Annotated in this window: 24 protein-coding genes and 1 pseudogene; 11 read left to right on the top strand and 14 right to left on the bottom strand. The window is 67.6% G+C overall.

Going from position 1 to position 18,864, the window contains the following annotated elements:
• Nucleotides 1–224: 224 nt before the first annotated feature.
• From M7D61_RS07350 to M7D61_RS07340, 3 genes are read right to left on the bottom strand one after another with little or no spacing between them, the layout of a single operon-like run.
• Entirely contained in the window at nt 225–830 is a 606-nt protein-coding gene (locus M7D61_RS07350; RefSeq protein WP_298229049.1) for a hypothetical protein, read from the bottom strand.
• Complete coding sequence (locus M7D61_RS07345) at nt 827–1,018, bottom strand: helix-turn-helix domain-containing protein (RefSeq protein WP_298229047.1); 192 nt, start codon at nt 1,016–1,018, stop codon at nt 827–829. The genes M7D61_RS07350 and M7D61_RS07345 overlap by 4 nt, the downstream gene beginning before the upstream one ends.
• Entirely contained in the window at nt 1,018–1,224 is a 207-nt protein-coding gene (locus tag M7D61_RS07340; RefSeq protein ID WP_298229045.1) for a hypothetical protein, read from the bottom strand. The genes M7D61_RS07345 and M7D61_RS07340 overlap by 1 nt, the downstream gene beginning before the upstream one ends.
• A 120-nt stretch (nt 1,225–1,344) precedes the next feature.
• Here M7D61_RS07340 and M7D61_RS07335 point away from each other — a divergent pair, with 120 nt between their 5' ends.
• Nucleotides 1,345–1,581 (top strand): helix-turn-helix transcriptional regulator, encoded by a 237-nt coding sequence (locus M7D61_RS07335; RefSeq protein ID WP_298229043.1) that lies wholly within the window; start codon nt 1,345–1,347, stop codon nt 1,579–1,581.
• Between the two features lie 185 nt (nt 1,582–1,766).
• On the opposite strand, the gene M7D61_RS07330 is transcribed toward M7D61_RS07335, so the two are convergent.
• The 3 genes from M7D61_RS07330 to M7D61_RS07320 form a co-directional block, all read right to left on the bottom strand.
• Nucleotides 1,767–2,021, bottom strand: coding sequence for a hypothetical protein (locus tag M7D61_RS07330; RefSeq protein ID WP_298229041.1), 255 nt, complete (start codon nt 2,019–2,021; stop codon nt 1,767–1,769).
• 124 nt (nt 2,022–2,145) lie between these two features.
• Nucleotides 2,146–3,306 (bottom strand): tyrosine-type recombinase/integrase, encoded by a 1,161-nt coding sequence (locus M7D61_RS07325; protein ID WP_298229039.1) that lies wholly within the window; start codon nt 3,304–3,306, stop codon nt 2,146–2,148.
• 457 nt (nt 3,307–3,763) lie between these two features.
• Nucleotides 3,764–4,114 carry a MerR family transcriptional regulator gene (locus M7D61_RS07320; RefSeq protein WP_298229037.1) on the bottom strand — a complete coding sequence of 117 codons (351 nt, stop codon included), beginning with the start codon at nt 4,112–4,114 and terminating at the stop codon, nt 3,764–3,766.
• A 42-nt stretch (nt 4,115–4,156) separates the two neighbouring features.
• Between M7D61_RS07320 and M7D61_RS07315 the strand changes: the two genes are divergently transcribed.
• Entirely contained in the window at nt 4,157–4,618 is a 462-nt protein-coding gene (locus M7D61_RS07315) for a VOC family protein (protein WP_298229035.1), read from the top strand.
• Nucleotides 4,619–4,907: 289 nt separating this feature from the next.
• Here M7D61_RS07315 and mftG read toward each other — a convergent pair whose 3' ends face one another.
• Complete coding sequence (gene mftG / locus M7D61_RS07310) at nt 4,908–6,410, bottom strand: mycofactocin system GMC family oxidoreductase MftG (RefSeq protein ID WP_298229033.1); 1,503 nt, start codon at nt 6,408–6,410, stop codon at nt 4,908–4,910.
• Between the two features lie 75 nt (nt 6,411–6,485).
• On the opposite strand from mftG, the gene mftA reads away from it, so the two are divergent.
• Genes mftA through M7D61_RS07290 form a run of 4 tightly spaced genes read left to right on the top strand, consistent with a single transcriptional unit; the run spans nt 6,486 to nt 8,812 of the window.
• The gene (gene mftA, locus M7D61_RS07305; RefSeq protein WP_298229031.1) at nt 6,486–6,584 is read left to right on the top strand and encodes a mycofactocin precursor MftA; all 99 of its coding nucleotides are present in this window, start codon (nt 6,486–6,488) and stop codon (nt 6,582–6,584) included.
• Nucleotides 6,585–6,603: 19 nt separating this feature from the next.
• Complete coding sequence (mftB, locus tag M7D61_RS07300; RefSeq protein WP_298229029.1) at nt 6,604–6,870, top strand: mycofactocin biosynthesis chaperone MftB; 267 nt, start codon at nt 6,604–6,606, stop codon at nt 6,868–6,870.
• Nucleotides 6,867–8,165: a mycofactocin radical SAM maturase gene (gene mftC, locus M7D61_RS07295; RefSeq protein WP_298229027.1), complete on the top strand. Its 1,299-nt coding sequence runs from the start codon at nt 6,867–6,869 to the stop codon at nt 8,163–8,165. Before mftB ends, mftC begins: the two co-directional genes overlap by 4 nt.
• 8 nt (nt 8,166–8,173) lie before the next feature.
• On the top strand, nt 8,174–8,812 hold the full coding sequence (locus M7D61_RS07290; RefSeq protein WP_298229025.1) for an NAD(P)H-dependent oxidoreductase: 639 nt from the start codon (nt 8,174–8,176) through the stop codon (nt 8,810–8,812).
• 3 nt (nt 8,813–8,815) lie between these two features.
• On the opposite strand, the gene mftR is transcribed toward M7D61_RS07290, so the two are convergent.
• The gene (mftR, locus tag M7D61_RS07285) at nt 8,816–9,421 is read right to left on the bottom strand and encodes a mycofactocin system transcriptional regulator (RefSeq protein WP_298229023.1); all 606 of its coding nucleotides are present in this window, start codon (nt 9,419–9,421) and stop codon (nt 8,816–8,818) included.
• A gap of 300 nt (nt 9,422–9,721) precedes the next feature.
• Here mftR and M7D61_RS07280 point away from each other — a divergent pair, with 300 nt between their 5' ends.
• The 5 genes from M7D61_RS07280 (at nt 9,722) to mftF (ending at nt 15,037) form a co-directional block, all read left to right on the top strand.
• On the top strand, nt 9,722–10,633 hold the full coding sequence (locus M7D61_RS07280; RefSeq protein ID WP_298229021.1) for a MoxR family ATPase: 912 nt from the start codon (nt 9,722–9,724) through the stop codon (nt 10,631–10,633).
• Nucleotides 10,634–10,759: 126 nt separating this feature from the next.
• Nucleotides 10,760–11,602 carry a VWA domain-containing protein gene (locus M7D61_RS07275; protein ID WP_298229019.1) on the top strand — a complete coding sequence of 281 codons (843 nt, stop codon included), beginning with the start codon at nt 10,760–10,762 and terminating at the stop codon, nt 11,600–11,602.
• 75 nt (nt 11,603–11,677) lie between these two features.
• Nucleotides 11,678–12,919 (top strand): pre-mycofactocin synthase MftD, encoded by a 1,242-nt coding sequence (gene mftD, locus M7D61_RS07270; RefSeq protein ID WP_298229017.1) that lies wholly within the window; start codon nt 11,678–11,680, stop codon nt 12,917–12,919.
• Nucleotides 12,900–13,595, top strand: coding sequence for a mycofactocin biosynthesis peptidyl-dipeptidase MftE (mftE, locus tag M7D61_RS07265; RefSeq protein WP_298229015.1), 696 nt, complete (start codon nt 12,900–12,902; stop codon nt 13,593–13,595). The genes mftD and mftE overlap by 20 nt, the downstream gene beginning before the upstream one ends.
• The gene (gene mftF / locus M7D61_RS07260; RefSeq protein WP_298229013.1) at nt 13,592–15,037 is read left to right on the top strand and encodes a mycofactocin biosynthesis glycosyltransferase MftF; all 1,446 of its coding nucleotides are present in this window, start codon (nt 13,592–13,594) and stop codon (nt 15,035–15,037) included. The genes mftE and mftF overlap by 4 nt, the downstream gene beginning before the upstream one ends.
• A 204-nt stretch (nt 15,038–15,241) precedes the next feature.
• Here the strand turns inward: mftF and M7D61_RS07255 are convergent, their stop codons facing one another.
• The 6 genes and pseudogenes from M7D61_RS07255 to M7D61_RS07235 all read right to left on the bottom strand — a co-directional run.
• Nucleotides 15,242–15,760, bottom strand: a complete 519-nt coding sequence (locus tag M7D61_RS07255; protein WP_298229011.1) for a sulfocyanin-like copper-binding protein — start codon at nt 15,758–15,760, stop codon at nt 15,242–15,244.
• A gap of 47 nt (nt 15,761–15,807) precedes the next feature.
• Nucleotides 15,808–16,017 carry an SHOCT domain-containing protein gene (locus M7D61_RS07250; protein WP_298229009.1) on the bottom strand — a complete coding sequence of 70 codons (210 nt, stop codon included), beginning with the start codon at nt 16,015–16,017 and terminating at the stop codon, nt 15,808–15,810.
• 127 nt (nt 16,018–16,144) lie between these two features.
• Entirely contained in the window at nt 16,145–16,855 is a 711-nt protein-coding gene (locus M7D61_RS07245) for a DDE-type integrase/transposase/recombinase (RefSeq protein ID WP_366083873.1), read from the bottom strand.
• Nucleotides 16,801–16,950, bottom strand: a pseudogene (locus M7D61_RS09875) (IS3 family transposase); the annotation flags it as partial. The gene M7D61_RS07245 and the pseudogene M7D61_RS09875, both read right to left, overlap by 55 nt.
• Nucleotides 16,951–17,088: 138 nt before the next feature.
• Nucleotides 17,089–17,403 (bottom strand): hypothetical protein, encoded by a 315-nt coding sequence (locus M7D61_RS07240; protein ID WP_298229007.1) that lies wholly within the window; start codon nt 17,401–17,403, stop codon nt 17,089–17,091.
• A 132-nt stretch (nt 17,404–17,535) separates the two neighbouring features.
• A partial coding sequence (locus M7D61_RS07235) for a heavy metal translocating P-type ATPase (protein WP_298229005.1) occupies nt 17,536–18,864 on the bottom strand: 1,329 nt, incomplete at its 5' end.

Below are 18,864 nucleotides of genomic sequence, written 5' to 3'. Positions count from 1 at the left end.
ATGGCCTCGTACTCGGCACGCGCCTGCTCGGTGCGCACCTCAGCGACCCGCTGCTGCCGGTAAGCATTGAACCGGCCCGCCACCAGCTCGACGGTCGTGAGAGCATCGAGCGGTACACTCGACAATGACTTGTTTGGCACTTCGTCTGCCTTCCTGTCTGGCCCGGCGTTCACGCGCCGGGCATCTTCGTTATTGGGGGTTAGATCCGGCCGCAGCGCGAGGGGTTACCGCGCGATCCGATGCATGTTCCGCTCACCGCACGTCTGGCATTGCCAGCTGTAGGCGCGTCTCCAAGGACTTTCTTCTTCGATCTGCATCCACGGGTTCAGGACGTTGGTGTCACAGTTCCCGCAGTGATAGATGACCGATTCCTCGTCGTCGTCGAAAGAAACATTCGAAGTAGATGCGGGCGACACGTCGGAAGAAGTCGAAACAATGTCGCCCGCGCTCCCTACTATCGGATCAGTAGCAGAAGCCGCTGCAACGGCTTCGCCTCGATAGGAGGAAGACCCGTGAGTAACATCAACGCGCTCAATGCCGCCCAGCGTGCCTACAGCAAGGCCTATCGGGTCGACCGAAAAGACGCGGATGCGATCGATGAGCTCGCCGAAGCCATCAAGATTCTGGCGCGCGCGGTCGAGGAACTCGCCAGAAAGCAGTGAGGCCAGGGCAGGCCGCGCAGAGTCAAGGGCGTTCAGGAACGCCTCGACTCGCGCCTCACGCATCCTCTCCGTATCACCTCGGTGAGGAAACGGGACGTAGCCGATGGTTTTGGCGAGGTTCTCGATCACGCAGGCGTCGTCGACGAGGTTCTGGAATTCATCCATCACGCCGCGACCTTCTTGGGTTCATGCGGCAGAGACTCAAGCCATCGCTCAAGCTCAGAAGCGAGAATCACCGGGCGCGAGGAGGGGTATGACGCGACCAGACGGCCGGCGTCGATGTGCTCCCGGATGGTGCGCTTCGAAATGCCCGAGGCGATCGCAGCCTCATCGAGCGTGTAGGCGAGCTTCGACATCACGCCGCCGCCTTGGCGTCTGCGGAATTGAAGTCATGCAGCGATGCCACGTCGATCTTCAGGGCGGAGGCGATCTGTACGAACTGCGTCGCGGTGAAGGAATCGTCAGCGAGCTTGCGACGGAATGTCGCCTCAGACATGCCGATCTGTGCTGCGACCCAACGCTGCGACCGGCCTTCGGCTTTGAGGGCTTGCTTGATTCGCATGACCCGACTCTAGACCACTTGGCGCATTTCGCGCTACATGATTAGGCAAGCCAACCCGCCCCACTTTGGGGGACATGCGCCATATGGCGCATTTCGCGCCAACCGATTAGCGTTATCTCCATGCGCGAATACGGACGCAAATACACGCTCGCCATCGCCGCAGAACTCGACGCGGCGCGGGGACGCAAACATTGGGCGGTAGAGGATGTCGCCAAAGCGACGGGCCTCACCGCCTCAACGCTTCGCCGCTATTTCCGGGGTGAGCGCGAAATCAATATCTCAGCCTTCATCGACATCTGCGCCGCCCTTGGCGTTGAACCCGGTGTCATTCTTCACAAGGCACAGTTCGGCGAGTAGTTCGTCAGCATCTCGTCCGATCTTGATGGCCTTAAGCACTAGTTGCGTTGCGGTGGACTTCATAGGGTCATCTATGCGCCGCGTCGCGTTCTGGGGGGAACGGTCACCGCGACTCGAATACATGTTCGATACTGTGGCCCTGCTTGGAACGAGCCGCAACCCCAGTTCGGGGGTTATCCGTATACCTAGCTGTTGGGTTGCTGGCCGCTCTGGCTGCCGATGATGGTGAGGATGATCGCGACCGCGATCGGCGCGAGGGCGATGCTGTTCATGACGATGCCGGCGACCGAGCTGCCATGTCCGATCCCGAATTGCTTGGCGCGCTTGTAGCCGTTCGCTCCGAGGATCAGGCCGATGACTGCAATGGGCGTGTCGATGAAGATGCCGATGATGACGAACACCCACGGGATGCCGACGACGGCGATGATTCCGAGGACCATCGAAGCGGTAGCGAGACTGTTCCTCGGCCGCTCGTAATAGATAATCTGTCTCGGTCCTGTCATAGCTTCCTCTCAGCCGCCGAGCCTTGCATGCTCGAACAGTATTGAGGAATGCGCGCGTCGTCTACTTTTTGGTCAAGAGCGCGCTGAGCGCCTTCATTGCCTCGGTCCTACGTGCCATCTTCGTGGGCGTCTTGTAGCCGCGCGTGACGGACCGCTGGGAGTGGCCGGCAATTTCCTCGATGATGTCTTCTGGGACGCCGGCTTCGTAGAGGAGGTCGATGGTGGTGTGCCGCAGCCCGTGCAGTTTGGCTTTGGTGAGTTCGCGGGCATCACGCCATTGCCGCCACAGGTTCGTGGTGACGTTCGGATCGAGGGGCTCTCCGCGCTCGTCGACAAATAGCAGCCCATAGGGGTTCGGTGCGGACCGTTCGATGTGCTGCTTGAGGAGGGTCTTGAGCGGCTCGACAAGGGGAATCGCCCGCCAGCCCGAGGAAGTCTTCGGCCGGACGAGCCACAGGCCGCCCTTCACCGAACGCCTCTCATAGTCGTCTGGAACCGGGACGCCCGGCTTGATGCGCTGCATCTGCCAGGAGAGATCGAGGAAATCGGATACCCGGTCCAGCTCGAGGCCGAGGATCTCGCCACGCCTCGCGGCGGTGAGAAGATAGGTCGCCCAAAGCGCCGGCAGAGGGTCGTACTCCTCCGCCTCAAGGGCGGGGACGACTTCCCCGATGACCGCGACCGCTTCCTCGACGGTCAATGCCAGCGCGTCAGTGGCCGCGCGCTTCGGGGCGTCCATGAGCTTCGCGACGTTGCGGCCGACGACGCCTTCGCGCGTAGCGTCCTCTAATGCCTTCGCCATTGCGCGGTGCGCGTGTAGCGCGGTCGTGGGGGAGAGGTTCTTGGTCGTGATGTTCTCGGCCATGCGCCGCAGGTGGGCTGTTGTGATGCGGTCCATGCGCGTGCTCCCCAGGGAGGGGATGGCGTAGAGGCGTATCGAGTGCTCGTAGTGCTGCCACGTGTTCGGCCGCACCCTCGGGGCGGCGATCTTCTCGAGCCAGTAGGGGAGCCAGTCCTTCGCGAGCGGCGAGGAAGTGGGCAGATCGCCGCGCTGACCGAGCTGCTGGCGCTGGTCCGCCAGCCATTTGACGATGACCGCCTTGTCACGGGACGCCTTCTGCTTCCGGCGTCGCTCGCCGTCGCGTCCAGGGAGCTCTATGCGTCCGACCCAGAGGCCATCTGCGCGCTTGAAGATTGATCCCTCGCCTTGCCCTCGAGCCATCACACGTCCAATTCGCCAGGTGTACCCATACTGTACCCATTACTACGCACTCGCACGCATCCGTGCGCGCTCAACTTCCCCGTGTTTCCGGGGTTTTCCGCATTCCCATCCTACCGTTTTTATCGGCTCGAAAACATGTGATGGTTCACGCCATCCGTGGGTTCAAATCCCACCGTCACCGCCACTGCGATAGCTCGGGTCATCGTTCATTCATGTCTCGGGTCATCGTTCACAATTCGCTCTCCTTGGGGAGGGCGTTTTGTGGTTTCTGGGGTTGGTAATCGCGTGTGGGGTCGAGGGTCAGCTCGCGCAGTAGTTCTCCCGTGGCGGGGTTGATGATCCTGATGTCTGTCGCAACCACGTCGAGAAACCACCCGCCCGAGACTGGAGCGGCTACGTCCGCGACCGCGGCCTCTATTGAGCAGACATCGCGGCGGCGGCAGGCAGGCTTCCCACGTCAGCCGTCCAACGCCGGCGCAGCGTCGATGAGCTGCCCGAGCGCGTCTCTGGTGACCACTCGCTGAGCGATCTCTTCGGTGAGCCGATCCCGTTCAACGATGAGCCGTTCGGTCAGCCGAGAGGTCTGGGAGGCAGGCTCCGCCATGCACGGCAGCACGTCTGCGATAGCCGTGGTCCCGAGCCCAGCAGCAAGCAACTGCCGGATCAGGACGACACGACCAACGACGGAGGCCTCGTAGTGTCGCTGACCGCTCCCGCTGCGAGACGCATCGATGAGACCGCACTCCTCGTAGTAGCGCAGTGAACGCTCGCTCGCGCCCGTGCGTCGCGAAAGCTCCCCAACACGCATCGCTTGCCCCTCACATTGATGTCAGGTTCTACCGTAATCGACATGACAGATCACCCACCCACTGCCGACCCCCGCGTGAAGCAACTCCGTCTCGTTGTCGAAGCCGACGACTTCGACGCCGCCCTGAGGTTCTATCGTGACGTGCTCGGCCTCACCGAGCGAGCTGCTTTTGAGGGCGAGGGCGATGCCCGCGTCGCGATTCTTGACGCCGGTGCCGCTACCCTCGAACTCTCCAACCCCGCCCAGGTGAAGATGATCGACGCCGTCGAAGCAGACGGGCGCCCCAGCGCACACATTCGCGTCGCCTTCGAAGTCGAAGACGGCACCACGACCACCGACGAACTCGTCCACGCCGGCGCGCAACTCATCGCCTCCCCCAGAGAGACACCCTGGCGGTCACTCAACTCTCGTCTGCACGCCCCGGCGGACCTGGAAATCACCCTGTTCCAAGAGCTCGAAGTTCCCGACGCACGTCGCTCCCGCCCCGGATTCAAGAAGCCATAACGTCGAGCATTCAGGACACTCGAATACGCCCCTCTGCACCAGTCTCAGGAACTCGCTCCGTGAGGCTCGCTAGTAAGCGGTGTGCAACCTAACTGTTGTGGGATGAGATGCCGCACGTCGGGTTAGCGAAGGTGCACGCAAGCGTTTGTGCGCTATCCCAGTTCGCTCCATGCCAACGCTCCCCCACCGTCACCGCCACTGCGATATCTCGGGACATCGTGAACGGTTGAGCCCGCAGGGATGCGGGTTCAGCCGCGGGGCTGTCGGATTCCGGTGTGCGGGGCGGCCGTCACGCCCGGCGCCGGATCGCATCGGAGATCGTTTCGCCGATGAGGACGGCGGCGAGCGCCGGTCCGCGACGGGGGCCGGTCGGCAGGATCCCCGCGTCGGCGACGATGAGCCCATCGACGCCGAGCACGCGGCCCGACGAGTCGACGGGTCCATCGGGGCCGAGCGGCACGGTCCCCGTCGTGTGCATCGCAGTCCCGAGGTGCTCCGCGATCCAGACGTCGAGGCCAGCCTCATCGCGGTCCGCCGGCCCGGGATGGTCGCCCGGATCCCGGGCGGCGCGCCAGCTCGGGGTCTCCAGCAGCTCGAGGACGAGCCGCAGGGCGTCGCGGAGTTCGCGGCGCGCCTTCGCCGAGTCGAGATAGCCGTAGTCGAGCAGCGGTGGCGTCGCCGGATCGGCCGAGCGCAGCCGGAGCCGACCGGTGGGTCGCGGCGTCATCACGGACACCAGCAGCGGAAGCGGGCCGCCACTGCCCTGGCCGGTCAGCTGCGTCATGGACTTCGCGGATGCCAGGACCTCGATCTCCTCGGTGTGCAGGGCGCCGGCAAGCCAGCTCGCCTCCGATGACGGAATCGGCGGGCGCGGCCACCATTCGACGGTCAGCTGCGGGTGGTCGCTGAACGAGGCGCCGACGCCCGGGGCGGGAACGGCGACGGGCACGCCGAGTCGACGCAGTTCGCCTTCCGGGCCGATCCCCGAGGCGATGAGCAGCTGCGCGGAGCCGATCGCTCCGGCGCTGAGCACGACCAGGTCGGCGAAGGCCAGGTGCAGCTCCGAACCGGTTCGGTACTCCACTCCGATCGCCCGCCCGCCCCGCAGCAGCACCCTCGACACGGTGCGATCGCCGAGGACGGTCAGATTCGGCCGTGACATCACCGGGAGCACGTAGGCGAGTCCGGCATTCTGTCGGACTCCGCCGGCCGTATTCGTCGGCACCGGGCCGTATCCGGGGGCGCCCTGGTCGTTCTTGTCCGGCTCCTGCGGGTAGCCGGATGCTTCCGCGGCCGCAGCCAAGATGACCGCGGTCGGCTCATCGGACCCGCCGCGGGAGACGAGAATCGGACCGTGGTCGCCGTGGATCGCGCTCGCGGGGTAGTCGAGGTCGTGCTCGAGCGCGACCATCCGCGGGAGGGCGCGCTCGTACGACCATTCCGGTCCGCCGACTGCCGCCCAGTCCGCGAAATCCGCCAGCCGGGGCCGGATGAAATAGCCTCCGTTGATGCTCGAGGAGCCGCCGAGCATGCGCCCGCGGACTGTCGTGTAGTCGCGACTCGGCCCGATGCGGCCCGGGATGGTCCAGTTGATGGCCTGGCCCGGCACCGATCCGCGCACGGTGCCCGCATCGAGGACCCCCGGGGCGAACGCTCCCGCGTCGCGGGGCACCGAGCCGGATTCGAGCAGCACCACCGACCGTGCCGGGTCTTCGCTGAGCCGGGCCGCGAGGACGCAGCCGGCGCTCCCTGCGCCGACGATGACGACATCGGCCCGAAGCGAATCGGCCATCATTACGCCTTTCGTCTGGCACTCGATGCCATTAGTCTGGCAGGTGAAGCTCAGCCCACTTTCGAGGAGGATGCCATGGAAACCACCGCCCCCACCGACGTCGACGTTCAGATCATCGATGCCGACCTTCTCGTCGAGGAAGTTTCGATCGATGGCATGTGCGGCGTCTACTGACGCCCGCTGCCCTGACTCGATGGACCTCGACCGACCCTGGTCGCTCCACCCCCAGGTCGCGGTGCGGCCTGAGCCATTCGGAGCGCTCGTCTACCACTTCGAGACGCGGAAGCTTTCGTTCCTCAAGAACCGCCTGCTGCTCGACGTCGTCAACCTGCTCGGCTCCGAGCCGAGCGCTCGCGCCGCGTGCGCCGCGGCCGGCGTCGCCGACGCTGACCTGCCGATGTTCGAGGCGGCGCTCGAAACCCTCGCCAAATCCCAGATGCTTGTGGAGCGTGCCGCATGACCCTTCTTGAAGCCCCCGTAGCCCAGCGCCCGCAGAGCGGGCGCCTGGTCGACCTATTCGAATACGGCCTCGACGCGCCGATCTGCCTCACCTGGGAACTCACCTACGCCTGCAATCTCTCCTGCGTCCACTGCCTCTCGAGTTCCGGTCGCCGTGACCCGCGCGAGTTGACGACTCAGGAGTGCAGGGCCGTCATCGATGAGCTCGAGCGCATGCAGGTGTTCTACGTGAACATCGGCGGCGGCGAGCCGACCGTCCGCCCCGACTTCTGGGAGATCGTCGACTACGCCACCGCGCATCACGTCGGAGTCAAGTTCTCGACGAACGGGGTGAAGATCACCCCCGAGGTCGCCGCCCGGCTCGCGACGAACGACTACCTCGACATCCAGATCTCGATGGACGGTGCGACCGCCGAGGTCAACGACTACGTGCGTGGTCCCGGATCCTATGACACTGCGATCCGCGCGATGGAGAATCTCCAGGCCGCCGGCTTCAAGAACTTCAAGCTCTCCGTGGTCTGCACCCGGCAGAACATTCCGCAGCTCGACGACTTCAAGACGATCGCCGACCGTTACGGTGCGCAACTCCGGCTCACCCGGCTCCGGCCGTCCGGCCGCGGAGCCGACGTCTGGGACGAGCTCCACCCGCTGCCCGCGCAGCAGAAGGAGCTCTACGACTGGCTCGTCGCCCACGGCGACGGCGTGCTCACGGGCGACTCGTTCTTCCACCTCTCCGCCTTCGGCTCGGCGCTCCCCGGCCTCAACCTCTGCGGGGCCGGCCGAGTCGTCTGCCTCATCGACCCGATCGGCGACGTCTACGCCTGCCCGTTCGCGATCCACGAGGAGTTCCTCGCCGGGAATGTCCGGAACGAGGGCGGTTTTCAGACGGTCTGGCAGCAGTCGGAGCTGTTCCAGCGGCTCCGCCAGCCGCAGTCCGGTGGCGCCTGCTCCTCCTGCCAGTTCTTCGACACCTGCAAGGGCGGCTGCATGGCCGCGAAGTTCTTCACCGGCCTTCCGCTCGACGGTCCGGATCCGGAGTGCGTGCAGGGTTACGGCGAGGAGCTGCTCGCGAAGCGCGACGACGAACTCGTGCTCAACAAGCCGAGTCAGAACCACTCCCACCGCACCGCGCGCTACTCGAAGTCCGGCAAGGTCGCGATCAACCTCGGCCGCCGTCCTGACGCGGTCGCCGCGCTCGACATCAAGCCCAATCTCGCGGTCGGCGGTGATGCGGCTCGGCTCCCGATCAACGACCTGATGGACCACCCGCTCGCTGACTTCGTCCCCGGCGACTGATCGGCCCGATGCGGACGCTTCTGCGAATCGATTCCTCGGCCGATCGTGAGCGGTCGCGCTCGCGGGCGATCACGGCAGCCTTCGCCGAGGCGTGGCTCGACCGTGGGCCGGAGTTCGCGGTCGTCGAGCGCGATCTCCACCGGCAGCCGGTCCCGCATCTTGCCGACGCCGCACTGCACTGGCCGCCGCGACTCCGCCCGGCCGACGCGGCGGTGCCCGCCGAGGCGGAGGCGCTGCAACAGGAGTTGATCGCCGAGCTGCTCGCCGCCGATGTGCTCATCGTGGGCGCGCCGATGTACAACTACTCGCTGCCGTCGAGCCTCAAGGCGTGGATCGACCACATCCACGTCCCCGGCGTCACTGCCGACTTCGACATCGAGGCGCACCCGCTCCTCGGCCGCCCGGCGGTCATCGTCTCGCCCCGCGGGCTCTCCTACGATCCGGGCTCGCCGACCGATGGCTGGGACCACGCCGTACCGCCACTTCAGCTCATCATCGGCACGGCGCTCCAGATGCGCGTGACGGTGCTCACCACGAGCCTCACCCTCGCCGACACCGTGCCGCCGCTCGCCGAGTTCCGGCAGCGGGCTGTCGCGGAATTCGAGGCGGCCCGAGCAGAGGCCGTCGCGCTCGCCCGGCAGCTATAGACCTCAGTATTCGGTGATCCTGCCGAGTACGTCGAGCGCCTCGCCCAGTACGGCGACGAGGTCGGCGGCCGGGTTGTTCAGCCAGTCCTCGTAGGCGGCGAGTGAGGCTGACAGGAACGCCCAAGCGATCATCTGCGGGGCGAGATCGCCGGTATCCTGCCCGAGGCGCTCAGCGGCGAACTCGGCGATCGCCTGTCGCCATTTCGCATAGCGGAGCATGCCGTGGGCGACGAGGCTCGGGACCCGTAGCAGCAGCCCCATCCGCTCCCGGTGGTACGGCAGCTCTTCCGCTGGGTAGTCGTTGAACGTGAGGACGGCGTCGCGGAGAGCGGCGAACAGCGGCACCCCGTCCGGCACCGCGGCGAGGTGCGCGCGCATCGCTGCGACGAGGTCGTCGAACTCGCCCCACGGCAGGTCATTCTTCGAGTGGAAGTAGCGGAAGAAGGTGCGCCGGCCGATACCTGTCGCCGCGGCGATCTCGTCGATTGTCACCGCGTCGAAGCCGCGCTCGACGAAGAGCCGCAGGCCGATATGGGTGAGCTCGGCGACGTTCGTCGCTGGAACCCGGCCGGTGCGGCCTCGGCGTTCGCCGGTCCGTTCCGAATCCATCACCCCATTCTTTCCCTCCTCCCTGTCGCCGAGGAGGAGTACCGTCAGCATTAATAACAGCACTGAGTGCCAAATTAGCGTCAGACTGTTGACAACGGGGCCGTGGTGGTCTGGCGCACAAAGCGGAAGGGGCGCGCAACGGGGCGTGGGGACGGAACGATCGCGCGCCCATCACCGGCGCGACCCGAACGCGACAGAAGCGGGCGTCGCGCCGATCTCGGAGGCGAGCCGTAGCCGCCGGTGCCGCCTTGTCGACGGCTGCTGGTGCGTTCCTGAAGTAACACGACCGGAGAGGATCTCATGACCGATATCGCCCCTACAAGCGCCCGAGCGCGCATCCTCTCCCGGCTCGTCGGCCGCGAGCGCGAACTCGACCTCGCTCTCGCGGTCGTCGACGCCGGCCGCGATCTCGTCCTGGAGGGCCCGCCTGGGACCTCGAAGACGACGATGCTCAAGGCGATCACCGCAGAATGGGGCATCCCGCTTCTGCTCGTCGAGGGCAACGGCGATCTCACCCCGGCGAAACTCGTCGGCTACCACTCGCCGGCCAGAGTGCTCCGCGAGGACTACACCGCCGAGAACTTCGTCCCTGGCCCGCTCGTCGCCGCGATGCAACGCGGTGGCTTCCTCTACATCGAGGAGTTCAACCGCGCGCCCGAGGACACCCTCAATGTGCTCCTCACCGCGATGGCCGACCGGCAGCTCGAGGTGCCGAGGTACGGCACGGTCGTCGCAGATCCGAGTTTCCGGGTGATCGCCTCGATGAACCCCTTTGACAACGTGGGAACGACCCGGTTGTCGACGAGCATCAGCGATCGCCTCAACCGCGTCATCATCGACTATCAGGACGCCGAGGCGGAGGCGGGCATCGTTCGGCTCCGAGCCCGTCTGAGCGGCGCGATCGCCGAGCCGATCGTGCTCGACGCCGTCGCGGTGACCCGGCTCACCCGCGCGCATCCGGACGTTCAGCAGGGCTCCAGCGTGCGCGGCGCGATCGATCTCGCGCTCATCGCCGACCGGCTGCTCTCAGGCCGTGGCATTGACGACCGCTCCGACGAGCGGTACGCGCTGACCTTCCTTGATGCGATGAACGTGGCGCTCTCCGGCCGCATCCGCGTCGATGAGGCGGCCGAGACGACGCCTGAGCTCGTGCTCCGCGAGATCTGGGAGCAGCACTTCGTGCTCGACCCGGCGGCGGCCGAGCCCGGTTGAAGAGCCATCGAGGCCTCGTCGCCGCTCTCCCGGAGCGCTGAGCGGCCGATTCCGAAATCGCTGCAGCGTAGGCCGAAACAGCTCGACGAGGCCCCGCTCGTCTTCGGCGCGAGGGGCGGTGGGACGGTGCTGCGGGCGGAGCCCGGCCGCGGCCGCAGTGCAAAAGGCGAGCCGCCGCCGACGAACGGCCGCGGCGAGACCGACGAGACAGCCGAGCTCGTGCTCGCCGATGAAGATGCCGTTGCCGAGCCGGAGGTGCTTGCGCGGGCGCGTCTGATCGCCGCCAGGCTCTCGATTCCACGACCCAGCGCGCGCTACGAACGTCGGCGCGGCGTCAACCGGCCGCGGAGCGTCCGCTACCGGGAAGGCGCAACCGAGCTCGACCTCGACCGGACCGTGGACGTGCTCGTCGAACAGCCGTTCCCGGAGGACGAGGACCTTGTCGTCCGGGAGCCGATCCGCGAGCCGCGACGCGTCGTGCTCGCCGTCGACGTGTCGGGTTCGATGAAGGGGGAGCGGGTGCGGACCGCGGCGGCGGCGGTCGGCGCGCTTGCCGGCGAACTCGAGCGTGACGCACTCGGGGTCATCGCGTTCTGGTCGGATGCGGCGGTGCTGCTCCGTCTCGGCGAGCCGATCCGCCCGATGGAGCTGCTCGACACGCTGCTGCGGATTCCGGCGCGTGGGCTCACGAATGTCGCCTTCCCGCTCGAGCTCGCCGGGCGGCAACTCGAAGGCCTGCCCTCACGGAACTCGCGGGTGATCCTGCTCTCCGACTGCGTGCACAACGCCGGGCCGGATCCGCGGGTCTTCGCTGCGAGACTCCCGCGGCTCGACGTCCTGCTCGACGCGAGCGGTGAGCGCGATGCCGAGCTCGGTCGTCAACTCGCGCAGCGGGGGCGCGGAAGACTGAAGGTCGTGCGACGATTCAACGAGGTGGCCCCGGCGCTCACCGAGATGTTCCGACCTTGACGAACGTCTCGAAGGCCGTTCGATTTACGGCACTCAGTGCCACTAGTATCGAGTGGGTCGTCTGAAGGAGTCATCATGGCCAAGCAGAATCCCTGGTTCGAAACCGTGCTCGAGGCGCAGCGGCGCGCCGAGAAGTTCCTCCCGCCGTCGGTTTACGCGGCGCTCGTCGCCGGCAGCGAGCGAGGGAAGACTCCGCAGGACAATATGGACGCCTTCGCGGAAATCCAGTTCGCGCCGCATGTGGCCGGGCACCAGCCCACGCGGAAACTGGACACCACGATCCTCGGCATCCCGATCTCCATGCCGGTCATCATCTCGCCGACCGGTGTCCAGGCGATTCGTCCGGAGGGCGAGGTCGGTGTCGCCCGCGCCGCAGCAAGCCGCGGCACGATCATGGGTCTCTCCTCCTTCGCCTCCAAGCCGATCGAGGAAGTCGCCGCGGCCAACCCGAACACGTTCTTCCAGATGTACTGGACGGGAACCCGCGAGCAGCTCGAGCAGCGCATGGCGCGCGCCCGCGCCGCCGGCGCGAAGGCGCTCATCGTGACGACCGACTGGTCCTTCTCCGTCGGCCGCGACTGGGGCAGCCCGGTGATCCCGGAGAAGATGAACTTCAAGGCGATCTGGGACATGAAGTGGGAAGGCATCACCCATATCCCGTGGTCCTGGCAGTGGGTCACCGGCGGCGGCCTTCCGGACCTCACCGCCCCGAACCTCCGCGACCCCAAGACCGGCGTCTCACCCACCTTCTTCAACGCCTACTACGAGTGGCAGCAGACGCCGCCGCCGCAGTGGGAGGACATCGCCTGGATCAAGCAGGCCTGGGGCGGCCCGCTCATTCTCAAGGGCATCACCCGGGTCGACGACGCGAAGCGGGCGGTGGACGCGGGTGTCGACGCGATCTCGGTCTCGAACCACGGCGGCAACAACCTCGACACCACCCCGGCCACGATTCGCTGCCTGGCCGCGGTTGCGGCCACAGTCGGCGACGAGGTCGAGGTGCTGCTCGACGGCGGTGTCCGCCGCGGTGGCGACGTCGCGAAGGCGCTCGCGCTCGGCGCCCGCGCGGTGATGATCGGCCGCGCCTATCTCTGGGGCCTCGCGGCGAACGGCCAGACCGGCGTCGAGAACGTCCTCGACCTGCTCCGGATGGGCCTTGATTCGGCGCTCAACGGCCTCGGCCACTCGTCGATCGAGGAGCTCAGCCCGGAGGACTTCTACATTCCGGAAGGCTTCTCCCGGAAGCTCGGCGATGCCCCTCTCGAGACGAAGCCGGCGTCGAAACCGCGCACCGGGCGTGCTGCGACGACTGACTGAACTCGCCTGGCCGGCCATCCCGGCGCAGGCGCTGCTCGTCGTGCCGCTCGGCTCGACGGAGCAGCACGGGCCGCAGCTGCCGTTCGACACCGACGCGGCGGTGGCCGCGGCGGTCGCCGAGAGCGCCGCGGCGGAGCTCGACGCGGTGCTTGCCCCGGTCCTCGCCTACGGGGCAAGCGGCGAGCATGCCGGCTTCCCCGGCACGCTCTCGATCGGAGAGGCTGCGCTGCGGATGGTTCTTGTCGAGCTCGCCCGCTCGGCGGACTGGGCGATGCGGATCGCATTCGTGAACGGTCACGGTGGCAACGTCGCGGCCCTCGCCGATGCCGTTCGGCAGCTTCGCACCGAGGGGCACGACGTCGGCTGGGTGCCCTGCGCGGCCGCTGGGCTCGACGCGCACGCCGGCCACGCCGAGACCTCGCTCATGCTCCGGCTGCGCCCGGACGACGTCGGTCCGGAACGGCCGGTTGGTGCGACCGAGCCGGTCCTCGAGCTCATGCCCGCGCTTCGCGAGCGCGGCATCGCCGGTGTCTCGCCGACCGGTGTGCTCGGCGACGCCCGCGGCGCGACCGCCACGACGGGCGAGGCGCTGCTGGCGGAGATGGTCGCCGGCGTGGTGCGGCGTGTCCGCGCCTGGCGGCCTGCCGAGCACGGCCTGCTCCGGGACCCGACATGACGCTCCCGATCGGCTTCACGGTCCGGATCAACCGCAGGACCCGGCTCCTCGAGGCAGGCCGGGTGCTCGTCGGCGGCTCGCCGACCACGGTCCTCGCGCTCACCGGGCTCGCCCGCGCGGTGCTCACCGACCGGGTCATCCGGATCACCGGTGAACCGAGCGCGCGGCTCGCCCGGTTGCTCCTCGACCGGGGCATGGCGGACCCGGTGGTCGAGGCGTTACCGGATCTCGACGTCGACGTCACGGTCGTGATCCCGATCCGAGACCGCCCGGTGCAGCTCGACCGGCTGCTGGCGAGCGTTCCGGGCGGACTCCGAGTCATCGTCGTCGACGACGGCTCGCGACGGCCAGAACTCGTCGCCGCGGTCGCGCGGCGGCACGGGGCCGAGCTGCTGCCGCTCCCGGTGAACGTCGGACCGGCCGGCGCCCGCAACGCCGGCCTCGCGCGAGTCGCCACCCAGTTCGTCGCCTTCGTCGACTCGGACATCGTGCTCGATCCCGACGCGATCCGGATCCTGCTTCGCCACTTCGCAGACCCGGGAGTCGGCCTCGCGGTCCCCCGCGTCGCCGCATACCGGCGAGGCGGTTCGGAAGGCTGGATTGCGCGCTACGAGGCCGGTCGCTCCTCGCTCGACCTCGGCACGGAGCCGGCCTCGATCCGGCCGCGCTCGACTGTCTCCTGGGCGTCGAGCGCCTGCGTCGTCGCCCGGGTCGCGGCGATCGGCTCCGGCTTCGACGACACGATGAGGGTCGGCGAGGACGTCGATCTGGTATGGCGGCTCGTCGACGCGGGGTGGCGCGCACGGTACGAGCCGGCGGCGACCGCGTACCACGACCACCGCATCGCGTTCTGGCCGTGGCTGCGCCGGAAGTTCTTCTACGGCACGAGCGCGGCGCCGCTCGCCCAGCGGCACTCCGAGCACATCGCCCCCGCGGTGCTCGCGCCATGGGGGATCGGGCTCGCCGTGGTGCTGCTCGCCCAGCGGTGGTGGTCGATCCCCGCGGCGCTCGGCATTGCGGCGTCCACCGCGAATCGGATCGCGCGGAAGCTCCCGATCGAGCATCCGCGACGTTGGGGCGCGGTACTCGCCGCACGCGGTGTCGCGAACACGCTCGGCCAGTTCTCGGCGCTGCTCCTCCGCCACTGGTTGCCGGTCACCGCGATCGCTGCGATCCGCTCGCGGCGGATTCGTCGCGCGGTGCTCGTCGCCGCGGTCGCGGACGCCGTGGTCGAGTACGCCAAGAGCGACCGATCGCTCGATCCGCTCCGGTTCGGCGTCGCACGGCGGCTCGACGACCTCGCCTACGGTGCCGGCGTCTGGTGGTCGGCGATCAGAAGGAAATCGTTCGCAGCCCTCAGGCCTGCGCTTTCCCCGGCGACCGAAGCCCGCCGAGGCGGTGTCAGCGACGCCGCAGACCCTCAGCATCGAGGTCCGAACTGAGGATCGGCGATGCGGCTATCGGCGTCGCCACCACCGCCACGAGACCCCGCGAGAAATCGGGGGTCTCGCCCGTTTCGGCACGCATTCGAAGATCAGCGCACCGATGCTCGCTGGGCCCGATGGCAGGCCGGTGTACCCGATGACGGCCAGGAGACCCTGCGATTCTACAAAAACTGCGGGCTCCCGTCTCGACCTGCAGTCGGCCTATTCGACGGTGAGCTGGGTGTACATTCCGGCCGCATAGTGGCCGGGGAGGTTGCAGACGAGTTCGTAGCGGCCCGGCGTCAGGTTGACAGTGACCCAACTTGAAGAACCCGGCGGGATCCCATCCCCGACACCCGACCCGCAGGAATTCGACGCTTCGCCGAGGCTTCCCGTCTCATCGACCTTGCCGTCGCCGCCGATCGCCCGCTCTCCCGCGAGCTGGGAACCCTGCAGCGGAAGGATCAGCATCTCGTGGCTCACGCTGCCACGATTGCTGACGAGGAAGGTGACCGTCCCGTGCTGAACGGTTGCAGTGTCGGCCACGAGCCGCATCGCCCCGGCCCGCATCATCCCGGTGCTTCCGCCCACCATGGGACCGCCCATGTTGGTTACCGTGACGTTTACGACGGGGGCGGACTGCGCGGGAACCACACAGGAGTTGTCTCCGATCGGGCGCCACCCACCGTCGAGCTGGCCTATGGCGACGATCGAGAGCCCGGTGAGAACCAGGGTCGCCACGATTCCGCCGACGACAGTCGTGAGTCGGGAACGGTCCCACAACGAGGTCACTCGGAGTTCCGCAAGGTCGTGCGGCGCGCGCGATATTCCGTTTCGTCGATCTCGCCGCGAGCGAAGCGCTCGTTCAAGATCCGTTCCGCACTCTCATGAGAAGGTGCTGCGGGCCGGGAAGAGATCTCCGACGATGGCCTGTGCCGGAACGCCGCGATGACCACGGCCACCACGGCCCCCCAGAAGAGCAGCATCACGATCACCATGATGATCCACCCGCCAACACCCCAAGCGGCACCGTCGTATCCATATCCATACATCATGATCGGACCTCCATGGCGCTGACCGTATTCGCGACGACGTGCCACTCGACAGGGTCGTTGGTCCCCTCGGTCATGAATCGGCCTGGCTTTTGTTCCTATCTGGTTTCCTGTCCGGCGGTCGCCGGGTGGCCTGATTCGTGGTCAGCGTAGTACGAGTGCTCGACTTCCAGAGGGGTGCGCATGTCGGGTTCGCCGTGGCGGCGGGCGTTGTCCCACCACCACAACCCACCCGAGCGTTGCGAGCTCGACCTGCTCGAGTGCGCCACGGCCCGCGCTGGCGGATCAGCTCGGTCTTGTAGAGGTTGTTGACGGCCTCGGCCATCGCATTGTCGAACGAGTCGCCCACGGTCCCGGTGGAAGGTACGGCGCCGAGTTCGAGGATCCGATCGGCGTAGACCATCGCGGTGTGGCTCGACCCGTGATCGGCGTGGTGGGTCAGCCCGTCGAGTCGGCCACCCGCGTTCCAGGCGGCCATGTCCAGCGCCTGCAGCGGCAGGACCTCTGACCGCAGCGTCGCGGCGGCGTTCCACCCGACGATGCGGCGGGAGTAGACGTCAGTGACGAACGCGACAGAGGCGAACCCGGGCCATGCCGCCACGTAGGTCACGTCACAGGCCCAGAGCCGGCGAGGCGCGTCGGCGGTGAGCCGCCGGTTGACGGGATCGGCCGCAGCGCCTGCGTCGTGTCGGAGCGGGTCGGGAGCACCCGCTCCGACTTCCTGACGCCGTGAACTCCGGCGGGCCGCATCAGCCGCGCGGTCTGGTCCCGGCCGATGCCCCACCCCTGTCGGCGCAGCAGCGCAGGCATCTTCCGGCGCCCGTAGACGCCATAGTTTCCCGCATGCCGGCGGGCCCTCCGCCACCAGCAACCCGTCACGCAGCTGCCGCGCCGGCGGGACACCGGCCTTCGCGGCCCGATACCCGCGTGCGGTGATGAACCCTCGCACCGCCGGGCGCAGCACCCGGCAGCTGAACTCGACCCCGAAACGATCCCGGTGCATATCGGCGAACCGGATCATCTCGTCGAGGGCCGGTCGAGCTCCTTCGCGAAAAACACGCTCGCCGCCTTGAGCACCTCGTTCGCCGTGCGCAGCTCGGCGTTCTCCCCGCGCAGCCGCCGGTTCTCCTCAACCAGGTCGCTCGTGGGCCCTGGGACCCGGCCCGCGTCGATCTCCACTCGCCGCGCCCACATGCGCAGCATCTCCGGACTCATCCCCAGCACCCCCGCGACGTGGCCGACCGCGGCGGACTTGTGCTCATGCTCCGGTATCGCCCCGGCGGGCATCCGCAGCGCACGCGACTCCATCTCGGGTACAAACTTCTCCGGCATCGCCGCCCATCCTGAAACAAAGGACGGAACGAAAGCCAGGCCGATTCATCGAGCACCGGATCGGCGCCCATCGGAGTAGGGGCTGTAGTGATCGGTTCATCACTTTCTCTGGACAGGGGGCTTCCGGGAGGGTTACGGGACGACGCTTGGTGCGGGTGCCAGCGCGGGGCTGTTTGCGGGTGCGGGTACCGCCGGGACCGGCAGGCGCAGCCGTTTGAGCAGGAGCGCGTTGACGGCCACGATGACGGAGGAGCCGGACATGCTGATGGCGGCGATCTCGGGGGTGAGCATCAATCCGAACGCGGGGACGAACACGCCGGCGGCGATCGGCAGGGCGATGGCGTTGTAGCCGATGGCCCAGCCGAGGTTCTGCCGCATCTTCCGCAGCGTCCCCTTCCCGATCCGCAGCGCGATGGCCACGTCGAGCGGGTCGGAGCGCATCAGCACCACGTCGGCTGTTTCGATGGCGACGTCGGTTCCGGCGCCGATCGCGATGCCGAGGTCGGCCTGGGCGAGGGCGGGGGCGTCGTTCACACCGTCGCCGACCATCGCGACCTTCTTTCCGGCTCTCTGCAGCTCGGCGATCTTCGCGGACTTGTCCTCGGGCAGCACTTCGGCGATGACCGTGTCGATGCCCAGCAGCGACGCGATGCGCTCCGCGGTGGGCTTGTTGTCGCCGGTGAGCATGACGACTTCGATGCCTGCCTCGTGGAGGGCGTCGATCGCGGTTTTCGCGGTGTCGCGGGGTGCGTCGGCGAGACCGATGACGCCGGCGACTTTCCCGTCGACGGCGAACATGATTGCCGTGCGTCCGGTCTCGGCAAGGGACTTCTGGGCCGCCTCGACCGGGGTGATGTCGATGCTCTGCTGACCCATCAGCCGGGTGTTGCCGAGCACGACCTGTCGTCCGTCGACCGTGGCGATGGCGCCCTGCCCGGCGACGTTGCGGAACGCGGACGCGGTCCGGCGCGGGATGTTCCGGCCGTCGGCGTAGGCGACGATCGCCTTCGCCAGCGGATGCTCCGATTCCCGCTCGAGCGCAGCCGCCAGCGACAGCAGTTCGAGGTCGTCCATACCGACGGGCAGGTAGTCGGTGACCTCGGGTTCGCCTTTGGTGAGGGTGCCGGTCTTGTCCAGCACGACCGTGTCGATGTGGGCGGCGGTTTCGATCCCGGCCGCGTTCTTGAACAGCACGCCGCGTTTCGCGCCGAGGCCGGTGCCGACCATGATCGCGGTCGGGGTGGCGAGTCCGAGCGCGTCGGGGCAGGTGATGACCACGACGGTGATGGCGAACAGGATCGCGGTGGGCACCGGTGCACCGGTCAGCCACCAGACCAGGAAAGTCACGCTGCCGCCGATCAGGGCAGCCAGCACGAGCCAGAATGCGGCCCGGTCCGCGAGACGCTGGCCGGGGGCTTTGGAGTTCTGCGCCTCCTGCACGAGCTTCACGATCTGCGCCAG

The sequence above is a fragment of the Gryllotalpicola sp. genome (assembly GCF_027352875.1).
GTDB lineage: Bacteria > Actinomycetota > Actinomycetes > Actinomycetales > Microbacteriaceae > Gryllotalpicola.
Note: the sequence above shows the minus strand (reverse complement) of the source record. Positions and strands in the feature narration are given on the sequence as shown.

What these genes read in the sequence shown, in the direction of transcription:
- M7D61_RS07345 (WP_298229047.1), bottom strand. Translation starts at nt 1,018, where the DNA reads ATGTCGAAGCTCGCCTACACGCTCGATGAGGCTGCGATCGCCTCGGGC.
- M7D61_RS07340 (WP_298229045.1), bottom strand. Translation starts at nt 1,224, where the DNA reads ATGCGAATCAAGCAAGCCCTCAAAGCCGAAGGCCGGTCGCAGCGTTGG.
- M7D61_RS07335 (WP_298229043.1), top strand. Translation starts at nt 1,345, where the DNA reads ATGCGCGAATACGGACGCAAATACACGCTCGCCATCGCCGCAGAACTC.
- M7D61_RS07330 (WP_298229041.1), bottom strand. Translation starts at nt 2,021, where the DNA reads ATGGTCCTCGGAATCATCGCCGTCGTCGGCATCCCGTGGGTGTTCGTC.
- M7D61_RS07325 (WP_298229039.1), bottom strand. Translation starts at nt 3,306, where the DNA reads ATGGCTCGAGGGCAAGGCGAGGGATCAATCTTCAAGCGCGCAGATGGC.
- M7D61_RS07320 (WP_298229037.1), bottom strand. Translation starts at nt 4,114, where the DNA reads ATGCGTGTTGGGGAGCTTTCGCGACGCACGGGCGCGAGCGAGCGTTCA.
- M7D61_RS07315 (WP_298229035.1), top strand. Translation starts at nt 4,157, where the DNA reads ATGACAGATCACCCACCCACTGCCGACCCCCGCGTGAAGCAACTCCGT.
- mftG (WP_298229033.1), bottom strand. Translation starts at nt 6,410, where the DNA reads ATGGCCGATTCGCTTCGGGCCGATGTCGTCATCGTCGGCGCAGGGAGC.
- mftA (WP_298229031.1), top strand. Translation starts at nt 6,486, where the DNA reads ATGGAAACCACCGCCCCCACCGACGTCGACGTTCAGATCATCGATGCC.
- mftB (WP_298229029.1), top strand. Translation starts at nt 6,604, where the DNA reads ATGGACCTCGACCGACCCTGGTCGCTCCACCCCCAGGTCGCGGTGCGG.
- mftC (WP_298229027.1), top strand. Translation starts at nt 6,867, where the DNA reads ATGACCCTTCTTGAAGCCCCCGTAGCCCAGCGCCCGCAGAGCGGGCGC.
- M7D61_RS07290 (WP_298229025.1), top strand. Translation starts at nt 8,174, where the DNA reads ATGCGGACGCTTCTGCGAATCGATTCCTCGGCCGATCGTGAGCGGTCG.
- mftR (WP_298229023.1), bottom strand. Translation starts at nt 9,421, where the DNA reads ATGGATTCGGAACGGACCGGCGAACGCCGAGGCCGCACCGGCCGGGTT.
- M7D61_RS07280 (WP_298229021.1), top strand. Translation starts at nt 9,722, where the DNA reads ATGACCGATATCGCCCCTACAAGCGCCCGAGCGCGCATCCTCTCCCGG.
- mftD (WP_298229017.1), top strand. Translation starts at nt 11,678, where the DNA reads ATGGCCAAGCAGAATCCCTGGTTCGAAACCGTGCTCGAGGCGCAGCGG.
- mftF (WP_298229013.1), top strand. Translation starts at nt 13,592, where the DNA reads ATGACGCTCCCGATCGGCTTCACGGTCCGGATCAACCGCAGGACCCGG.
- M7D61_RS07250 (WP_298229009.1), bottom strand. Translation starts at nt 16,017, where the DNA reads ATGGTGATCGTGATGCTGCTCTTCTGGGGGGCCGTGGTGGCCGTGGTC.
- M7D61_RS07240 (WP_298229007.1), bottom strand. Translation starts at nt 17,403, where the DNA reads ATGCCGGAGAAGTTTGTACCCGAGATGGAGTCGCGTGCGCTGCGGATG.